The 9,652-nt window shown below is 34.0% G+C and carries 7 protein-coding genes; all 7 read right to left on the bottom strand.

Annotated features, from left to right (window positions below; genetic code table 11):
• Positions 1-42 precede the first annotated feature (42 nt).
• Positions 43-1,017: a YncE family protein gene (locus ACTB0X_RS00240; RefSeq protein WP_199717103.1), complete on the bottom strand. Its 975-nt coding sequence runs from the start codon at positions 1,015-1,017 to the stop codon at positions 43-45.
• A gap of 12 nt (positions 1,018-1,029) precedes the next feature.
• Complete coding sequence (locus ACTB0X_RS00235; RefSeq protein ID WP_121312777.1) at positions 1,030-1,995, bottom strand: YeiH family protein; 966 nt, start codon at positions 1,993-1,995, stop codon at positions 1,030-1,032.
• A 77-nt stretch (positions 1,996-2,072) separates the two neighbouring features.
• Positions 2,073-2,966, bottom strand: a complete 894-nt coding sequence (locus ACTB0X_RS00230) for a LysR family transcriptional regulator (protein WP_055862367.1) — start codon at positions 2,964-2,966, stop codon at positions 2,073-2,075.
• A gap of 305 nt (positions 2,967-3,271) precedes the next feature.
• Complete coding sequence (locus tag ACTB0X_RS00225) at positions 3,272-5,830, bottom strand: DEAD/DEAH box helicase family protein (protein WP_463022958.1); 2,559 nt, start codon at positions 5,828-5,830, stop codon at positions 3,272-3,274.
• A gap of 4 nt (positions 5,831-5,834) precedes the next feature.
• Positions 5,835-7,778 (bottom strand): DNA methyltransferase, encoded by a 1,944-nt coding sequence (locus ACTB0X_RS00220; RefSeq protein WP_463022957.1) that lies wholly within the window; start codon positions 7,776-7,778, stop codon positions 5,835-5,837.
• Positions 7,779-7,970 carry a helix-turn-helix transcriptional regulator gene (locus ACTB0X_RS00215; protein ID WP_463022956.1) on the bottom strand — a complete coding sequence of 64 codons (192 nt, stop codon included), beginning with the start codon at positions 7,968-7,970 and terminating at the stop codon, positions 7,779-7,781.
• A 460-nt stretch (positions 7,971-8,430) separates the two neighbouring features.
• A complete protein-coding gene (locus ACTB0X_RS00210; protein WP_463022955.1) occupies positions 8,431-9,546 on the bottom strand; it encodes an SDR family oxidoreductase in 1,116 nt (371 codons plus the stop codon).
• Between the last annotated feature and the right edge of the window lie 106 nt (positions 9,547-9,652).

The following is a 9,652-nucleotide window of genomic DNA, read 5'->3' as shown; positions in this document are numbered from 1 at the left end:
GGCTGTTAGCGGATAGCCCTTTTACCTTTTTTAGGAAATTTATTAATTCTGAATACTATATATTATTTTCTTTTCAGAAAGATTAACTACACTAATAGATAAATCTTTGTTTAGTACAAATACATTTTTACCGTTTTTAGAGTAAACAATCGCTTGTCTTGGTTCATTAAATCCTGTTATCACTCCAATATTAGTTAGTGTTGATACATCAATTATTGAAAGAGAATTATCTTCCTTATTTCCACTCAATAAAATGTTTTCATCTGAAGATAATGATGCGCCATAAGGATCTTTGCCTACAGAAATTGTTTGAGCGATTATACCTGTATTTAAATTAACTACTGCAATGGAATTGGAACCACTATTAGCAGCAAATAATGTTTCACCATCTTTAGTAATAGAGATAGCTCTTATTTTGCTAAAACCAGTAATAGTTGTATCGATTTTTAAAGTTGCTGCGTCCACAACCGAAATAGCGTCGCTGGCAAAATTGGTCACGTAAATCTTTGTATTTGTTGCGTTTAATTTAATACCTTGTCTTGGTTCGGCAAAACCTGTTATTATTTTTTTTACCGATTTACTTGAAAGGTCAATTACCGTTACTGTATTTGTTGCCTCATTATTAATATAAATTTCTTGACCATTGTTGCTAATTGCTGAACCAAATGCTCCAAAGCCTACCGCATATTTTTCAATGATTTTAAATTTCTTTGTTTCCAGTACAGTTAAAAATCCGGTGCTGCTGTCAGTGATGTAAAACTTCATTCCATCAGGCGAAAAAATGATGTTTCTTGGACTAATGAATCCAAATATCTTTTTTATTAATTTACGAGATTTTAGATTATAAACACTTACGAAATTTACGTCGCTGTTTGATGCTAATGCAATATTTTCGGTTGGACTTATTGCTAAAGAATTATTTTTTATGTTGCCGTCAAAGATTTGTTGCGCTTGAGTTTTGGTAGCAATAATACTAAAGAATAGTATTAACATTCCAATTTTGAATTCATTTTTCATATTTTTAATTTATTAGTTTGTTAAAGTTGTTACAGCCCAAAGTGCAGCAGTTGCTATAATCACCCATAGAATTACACCTTGAATTAATGGTTTAAATCCAACAGAGGATATTGTTTTTCTATTCAATCCACATCCTATTAAAAACAAGGTAAGCGTTAATCCTGCTTTTGCAAAATTTGTTAAATAATGATTGTATTGTTGAACAAAAGGAATATAGGTATTTGCAATCATTGCAAGAACAAATAATCCAATAAAGTAAGGAATTTTTATTTTACTGTCTTTATTTTTAAAAATAAAAGTTGATAAAAAAGCAACAGGAATTATCCATAATGCTCGTGCTAATTTAACAGTTGTAGCAATCTCTAAAGCTTGCGGACCATATTTACTTGCTGCACCTACAACTGAACTGGTATCGTGAATAGCAATTGCACACCACATTCCAAATTGTGATTGTGATAAATTTAACTGATGCCCAATAAAAGGAAATAAAAATAAGGCTACAGAATTTAGAATAAATATAGTTCCTAATGCAACCGATATCTGTTTTTCTTCTGCCTTTATTACAGGAGAAATAGCAGCAATAGCACTTCCACCACAAATGGCTGTTCCAGCTGATATTAAGTAAGAAGTCTTTTTTTCTATCTTTAAAAACTTACCCATAAAGAAACCAATTACTAATGTTCCAATAATAGAAACTATTGTAAATAAAATACCTTCTTTACCCGCTTTTAATGCACTTGTAACATTCATTCCAAAGCCCAAACCAACAACAGAAACCTGTAATAATATATGAGTTGCTTTATGATTTAGATGTAAATATGGATGTCCAATAAATTGCGCAATTATTAAACCCATAAGTAGGGCAATTGGCGGTGATATTAATGGAGACAAGCAGAGTACAACTGCTAATAAAAAAATCACTTCTCTCGTGGTTATACTTTTGTCTAATAAATTTTTGAATCCTTTTTGATTTTCCATCTTACTTTATATATTATTGTTGGTACAAATTTCTGGAAATAAAGGATATGTTGGAAATTGTAAAAAGTTATGCGTCATTACTTAAAGTTATAATGATTGGCAAATTTCATAAATAATTCGGGTAAAGCCTCAACTTGACCTTGTTGTTGGATAAAGTAAAAACTCCTTTCGATAGACAAATGTTGAACATCTATTATTGTAAATTTATTTTCTTTAAGTTCTTTGTATATGGAATGTAATGATATAAAAGCCATAGTGTTGCTGTGAAGTATATAATTTTTAATACTTTCAGTGCTGCCTAATTGCATTTCAATTTTTAAATCTGAAATTTTTACATTCAAAGATTTTAAATGATGTGCAATAACTTCTAGTGTTCCTGATCCTTGCTCGCGAAACAAGAGAGGAATGTTTTTCAGCTCATCAATAGTAATGTTTTGTCTTTTTGAGAGAGGATTTGTGCTATTTGAAACTAAAACAATTTCGTCTTTGACAAATTCGGTATATTTTAGATAGGCTTTTTTGGATTTTCCTTCTATGATACCCAAATCAATTTCATTTTTTTGCAGCGCAATTTCAATTTGTTCTGTATTATTAGCTTCTAAAGAAACGATAAGTTGGTCAAATTTTTTATGAAATGATGCTAAAATTTCAGGTAAAAGATATTGAGCAATTGTTGTACTCGCACCAATTCTTAATTTTCCGTTGAAATTTTGAGAAAGAGAATTAATTTCAAATTCTAAATTACGATAGGTTTCAAATATTTTTTCGGTATGAGAAAATAATATAAGTCCTGCTTTTGTTAATTTTACCTTTGAGCCATTTCTTTCAAAAAGTTTAGTTTTCAGAAAACTTTCAATTTCTTGTATGTGTTTTGAAACTGCTGGCTGCGTAATAAATAATTCTTCGGCAGCTTTTGTAAAATTAAGTCGTTTTGCTACTTTGTGAAATACTTGTAAACGAAAATCAAACATTATTATAGGATTAAGTTATTTTACTCATTTTTTCTTGAGTTCTCCAAGGGTTTCCGCTAACGTTTAGTATATGAAAAGTAGGCGATTACGAAGCACGAAACTTTCGGTTAAGCACGAACTTTGATGCGAGCCGAAACCCTTGATTATACTGATATTTCGCCTATTTTTTATATACATTGTTACCTGCTGGCTTTATTTTTTCGTTCGTCTGTTAGCGTTGGCAAAGACATACTCTTTTGCAATTTTTGGTTGCAGCGTGGGCTGGTGCGAATTGCAAATGTGTATGGCTTTTAGCGTTGGCATTTCTATTCGTTTAATGTGTTTTCTAATGTTGTCTTAAATTCATTTTCGTTGTTGTAATTGTAGAATGGAACGGCTGTTATCAAATAAGTGTCCGTATCAATTTTGATTGTCTTTTGTTCTGCTCTTATTTCATTTAAAAAGTCTTCTTTCCATTTGTCGTATCCTTTTAAATGTTCTCCTTTTGGCTCTATGAAAACTTGAAAAGTCATTTGTTCTCCGTCACGCTGTTTGCAGAAAAGTAAAAAGTCAGGCTCAAAAGCTCGTCCGAGTTTGTCGAAGATTTTAATTTCTCTTTCGTTTCGGATTAGGTAAATGTTTTCAAACTTTTGATTCAGTCCTTCAAATCGTCTGGAAAACAGTTCTACAAATTTCTTTTCTTCACTCGTGCCATAATTGGCATTATAAACATACCAAGGCTCGTTGGCTATCAATGTTTCTTGTCCGTTTGCTCGTTCGCTGTCTTTGTAAACCTTGATTTCTTTGTCTTTGAATACTTTATGAATTGGCTCTTTGATATAGTCTGAACCTTCGTATTCTGTTGAATTGCCTTTTATGTCTGCTTCAATGTTTTGCAAAAGACCATTTAGCGTTTGTAAATAGTCAAAATGGCTAATTTCTTTTAATCGGTTAGGTGTTCCGCTAAATGTGATTTCTAAACCCGCTAAAAAGTCTGTGCTGTCAATGAAGTTTGAAAGCGAATCAACGCTTGGAAAATAATGCATTAAACTGTCAAAATAGAAAAACGGGTTTTGACTTAATGCAAAACGAATTATGTTTTTCGGAATTTCGGTCAGCTTAACATCTTTGGTTTTGATTATTTCATCATTAGATTGTGTCGGCTCCATTTCAAAAAAGGCACTAGACATTCTGCCAACTCCTGAAGATAAAGTGTGTCGATAGTTCGTTTTCGTAACTCCTAAATCGGCAAACGATTTAATGTTGTCGAAACTTTTTGGAATTTTCTTATTGAAGAAAACGTGTCCGTCTCTATAAAAATCAGTTTGCTTAAATTCAGGTTTTAAGAATAAATTGAGCTGAACCAAATTAGCATCATCTTCATAAATACCCGAATCCACGAGGGCTTTCTTCAATTCCGAAATGTAACGACTGTCTTCTTTGGTGTGGTAATACAATTCTTCTAACGCCTTTAAGTCGTTGGAAATATCATCATCAAATTTTCGGGTATACTTGTCTTGTCCTTCTTCTAAGGCAAAAGGATAATATCTAGCACCACGACCAATTAATTGAGCTTCTGAAAGTGTGGTTTTTCCTGGCTTTCCGTCTTTGCCGTCACGGGCCTCATAAAGGCGAACAATGTCAAACAAATTCAAAACATCCCAACCTTCATTCAGTTTTTGAACGGCAAAAACGGCACGGATAGGATTGTTTTCATCTTCCAATGTGTTAAGTAAAATTTGGTTTTTCTCGGCTTCTGCGTCATTGTTGGCACTTAGGCAATTTTCAAATCTAAAATTGGATTGAATGCGTTTAACAATCTCGTTGGCTGAAATTCCTTTGGATTCAAAAAAGCGGAAAGCCTTTTGAACGATTGGAACGGTAGAAGTCTTTTGAATTTTCTCCACCATTGCCACTGAAAAGTCATCAATCAATTGGTGAAAGTTCTCTTTATTCTGTTCCGATTCTTTAATAGTTCTTTTGGCTTTGAACAGGATTACTGGCTTCAAATTGATATTGTTTGAAGTAGCCAATTCTTGCCTATACAAGTTCAAAATTATTGCTTGCATAATTCGGTCTTGCTCGTCATACAAGGAACGAATAAGGTTTATTTCTTTGGAATATTTGTCAATACGGAATTGAGCAAGGTCATATTTAAAAATCACCTTGTCTTGATAGTGTTTGACTAGTTCTGCTGTGTCAGTGTCGATAGTTGCAGTGAACTCCAACAAGACATTTTCATAATTGGAATCGTGAATTTTCTTTACAGTGTCTTCCCAACTACCGAACATATTCCCCGATTTTGTTCCTGCTACCAAGTGGTGAGCTTCATCAGCAATCAAAACCAATTTTTTGTCTTTAAAATCTTCGTAAGTTACGCTGTTTTCTTTGGTGTTGTTAAGGTCAATGTGAAGCTGTTGTATTGTGGTAAACTTCAAATTGATATTTTGATTGTCGGCTTCTTCAAAGTTGTCAATCTCTTTTATTAGCACTTCTTGGCCGTCAATCACAATTTTGTTGTTGAACAAGTATTTTGAAGCCTGTGGATTTAAAAAATTGTCTTTAGTTTTCTGAATGATATTGTTGCTGTTTACAAAAAACAAAAAGTTGCGATAGCCTTTTTGGTATAGGTGCAACATCAAACCTGCCATTATCAACGTCTTTCCACTTCCTGTCGCCATATTGTAAAGCAAGTGGTAAGGCTTTTTCGGCTTCTCTTCTAAATCTTCTTGGTCTAAATATATGTATCTCTTAAATGCTTCAATCTGATAAGGTCGTTGACCAAATCCCGGCTTTAAGTTATTGCTAATCCAATTTGGTAAATCAACCTGTGCCAAGGCTCTTTTAGCAAATGGATTATTGAATATTTCGTGTAGAAATGCCATTTGCTTACTTCTTAAATTGGTAAAAATCTTTGGTTACTTTCTTTTCTTCTTCGGTGCAGGCAAAGTCGGAATCATTAATCGAAGAAAGATTTACATACAATTGGTTTTTGTCTAACAGTTCGCAAAGGTGTTGTTTTTGCTCGGCAAGGCTCAGGGCTTTAAAATCTTCCAAATGTTCTTCTTGCTTCTTTATGTCTATATTGTAGTTCAAGAAACTTTTGGCTTTCATCTGCTCCCAAATTTTCAAAAGTGAATCTGTGTCTTTCGCTTCTTCAATCTGCTCAATGAAAATTTGATTGTATTTTTTGAGTTCGAGATAAATAAAATTCTCCTGCTCGTTATCGTCAATTACTTTTTCGATTCTCTTTGCTGTTACATCTTTTGCATATGAAAGTTGTTCGCAAAGTATGAATGACCTATTTCCTTCATCTTCTCTATTTAGTTCTAATACTGCGTGCCCTGTTGTTCCACTTCCACCGAAAAAGTCTAACACAACATCATCTCCACCGTTTTCGGTAAATAATGAAAGCACATCTTTTACTGCATAGAGTGATTTAGGAAAACTGAAAACTTTTTCACCGTCAAATAGTTTTTTCAAAGGTTTTGTTCCGTGAGAAGAAGCGTCATATTTGCTATCAGCCCACATTGTTTTTGGCCTTATACCATCCTTTATTCTATCTATAAGCTGAACCTTAAAACTACCATCATCTCTTTTTGATACTTGAATTTCTTCTACATCAAGATGCTTTTGAAATGAGATTGGTGTTTTTCGCCATACTCTTTTTTTGCCTGTTGAATCTAGTGGTAGAATTTCAACAAAGTCAGTTCCTTTATTCTCTAAAGAAATTTCCTTGGATTTTGGATTGTAAAATATAGGATAGTATGAATTAGGTCTTTCTTCTGGTGTAGAATAGCCGCCTGTTCTTAGAAAATCTCTCCATTTATAACTGGCATCACCATCGCCTTCTTTGTATTTACTTTTTTGTTCTTCTGATAGTGGGAAAAAGTTCATTTCAGGTTTACCCTGAATTTTAGAATAAAAGAGCACATATTCGTGGCAAGTTGCAAAATAGGCATCTGTTGTTCTTCCACTTGGTTTGATTTGCACAATTAATGAACCCATAAAATTATCTCGACCAAATACTTCGTCACATAAAACCTTTAAATGAGCATATTCTTCATCATCAATTGCAATAGCAATTACTCCATCATTTCTCATTAAAACCCTTGATATATCAAGGCGATTCTTCATAAATGATAGCCACGAAGAATGATTAAATGTGTTGTTGTATAAGAATGTGTTTGCGTCTCCTTTTGTATTATATGGCGGGTCGATATAAATCAGTTTTACTTTTCCTGCAAATTCTTCTTTCAGAGTATGCAAGGCTAAAAGGTTGTTGCCTTTTATAATTAGGTTGTCGGTTATTGTGCCATTTTCGTTTCTGTTAAATTGGTCAAGTGTTTTTTCTCCGTCATTGTCAATGCGTTTTGCATTGGTCAACACTTTTGGCTCTAAGAGTTGGGTAATTTCGTCTTGGGCTAAAATTTCATTGAAGAAAATTTCTTCTCGTTTGTCTTCTTCTCGGCTTTGTCCGCCTTCCAAAATGCAGTCTTTAAAGGGCCAAACCAAAGCCACTTCGTTGCGTTGTTTCAGGTATTTGCCGTCAATGGTCAGTCCAACTTTGTTTTTGTATTGGGTGTAGCTGTCGTTCAAGTAGTTTTTCTGTTCCAAAAACTGCACAAACAAGTTTTGGTTAAAAACCAACGTGCCTTTCACGTTTGCAAAAAACTTCTCTTTCAGGTCTGCATTATCGAGCAACAGTCCAATTAATTCTTCGTCAAAGTTCTGTGCTTTGTTTAGCACCACCCATTTTTTAAGTTCTCCGTTATCTGTCACGAAGTTGGGTTCTTTCTTGAGTTGTTGCTCTAATGTGCTGTATAATTTCATTTATCTTCTTTCAATTAGTAAATCTTTGACTTCCACGTTTAGGATTTCCGCAATAGTGTATAAGTCTTCCAAACTCGGTTGTCTCACATTTCGGGCGTACTCGTTAATCGTGTTGTAACTCTTGTCCAACTTTTTAGCAAGCCAAGCCTGTGAAATTCCTTTGTCCTTTAAAACTGCTTTAATTCGGTTCATTTGAAACCTAATTTTTGTTTATTCAGTGTCAAAGATAGTAAAAGTTCACTATGTTTCAGTGTAATTATCCATTGCATTATCGTGGGTGGGGTGGGAAAGGGCAAGCTCTTTTATTTTTTTGTGTGGTGGCTTTGAGCGGTGGCAAAAAATAAATGTGCTTGACCGTGCCGTGGCTTTTTTTTCAGCTTGCAGGTAACAACTGTATAAGTGCAATGGCACTTATATCTTTTATATAGTTATGATATTTTTTTTAGTTTAAAAAAATGTATCTATCTTAAAACTAGTTGTAAAAGCATTTATTAGTCGTTTGTTGTCATTTAAAAACGGATAAATGTTCACCAGCAATTCGTCAGATTCTTTTTTCCAAACCCGAAGATAAACTAAAAAAATAAATAAATAGAGTGGGAGCGCTTAAAAATTAGAAACTTAAGATGTTTATTGGGAAGTGGGTCAGTAAATTCTAATAACTCTTTCTGAACTTTTTTTCTACAGAGAAATTAATCAGGTTCATGAAGTTCTCATGAACGCCTAATGTAATGTCAAGCTTCAATTGCTCAATCAGTTTTAGAATTTGGTCTGGCTGAAACTGTAAATCAGGAATAGAAACGTATTTCTCGAAAAGGCCACCGATGCTTTTGTAGTACAACTGCTCGAAAATGTTCAAGTTCTCGGGCATTTCTTCCATGTACTCGTAATCGCTGATGTTAAAGGATTCCAACACATCACCCACATAATCTTTGTGCAAGATTTGTTTGGGGTTTACGATGTTGAGTTCTTTAATATCAGGATTTAAAAAGGCATATAAAACGGCTTTAGACACGAAATCCACCGGAACGATGTTCAGTCCACTCTTTTTGTCGATCCAAATCCGAAAGTTCTCCAACGACTTACTGGCATATTTATCTAAAAAGATGGCCCAGGAATAAAATACATCAAACTTAGGCGTTTCAAAGAATGGGCTGTCTAACAAACGGCCGCAAATAATGCTCGGTCGTAGAATCTGAGCATTGATGCCTTTGGCGATGCAGGTTTCCTTTACATACAATTCGCATTCGTATTTAGATTGCTCATACGGGTTTCTAAAATTAGTCACCTCATACTGATCAATGCTATCGTCTACTTTTTGGGTTTGAATGCCAAATGAATAAGCGGTGCTGATGTACAAGAAACGCGTGACCCGTTGCGGCAATTGATCCAACAATTGCTTCGTCACTAAATAGTTTTGAGTGTGTACTTTCTCTTTAGAGTCAGTGGTGTGCAACAAACTAGTAGAGCCCGCACAATGAATCACCGTGTCGAAATCGTATTGGTTTAAAGTGGCTGTATTAATAGAAGACAAATCATGAGAAATAACGGTTACTTTTTCTAAACATTCTTCTAATGAATAGTCGTTTAAAAAGCTTGGTCGTGATTTGTCTTGCAGAATATCTAGTAAACGCTGTTGTGCCGACTTCTCGCTGTCTCGAATTACTACAAATAGGTGGTCTACCGTTTTCTCAACAATAGCTTTGCGCATCCATTCAAAAAGAATGTGACTTCCAACAATTCCAGTACTACCTGTTAATAGACAATTCATGGTTCAGCTTTAAACTAAATATATCCTACAAAACTACTATTACCTTTCTTCATAAAAGTAGTTCAATTGTAATGTTTTACAAGGAAGTTTTAAGCTGTGATAATTA

The organism is Acidiluteibacter sp., assembly GCF_055129545.1.
This window is presented reverse-complemented; position numbering and strand designations above follow the sequence as displayed.

Bases quoted from the DNA above. Each gene is read 5' to 3' on its own strand.
- ACTB0X_RS00220 (WP_463022957.1), bottom strand. From the start codon at position 7,778: ATGAAATTATACAGCACATTAGAGCAACAACTCAAGAAAGAACCCAAC.
- ACTB0X_RS00215 (WP_463022956.1), bottom strand. From the start codon at position 7,970: ATGAACCGAATTAAAGCAGTTTTAAAGGACAAAGGAATTTCACAGGCT.
- ACTB0X_RS00230 (WP_055862367.1), bottom strand. From the start codon at position 2,966: ATGTTTGATTTTCGTTTACAAGTATTTCACAAAGTAGCAAAACGACTT.
- ACTB0X_RS00240 (WP_199717103.1), bottom strand. From the start codon at position 1,017: ATGAAAAATGAATTCAAAATTGGAATGTTAATACTATTCTTTAGTATT.
- ACTB0X_RS00210 (WP_463022955.1), bottom strand. From the start codon at position 9,546: ATGAATTGTCTATTAACAGGTAGTACTGGAATTGTTGGAAGTCACATT.
- ACTB0X_RS00225 (WP_463022958.1), bottom strand. From the start codon at position 5,830: ATGGCATTTCTACACGAAATATTCAATAATCCATTTGCTAAAAGAGCC.
- ACTB0X_RS00235 (WP_121312777.1), bottom strand. From the start codon at position 1,995: ATGGAAAATCAAAAAGGATTCAAAAATTTATTAGACAAAAGTATAACC.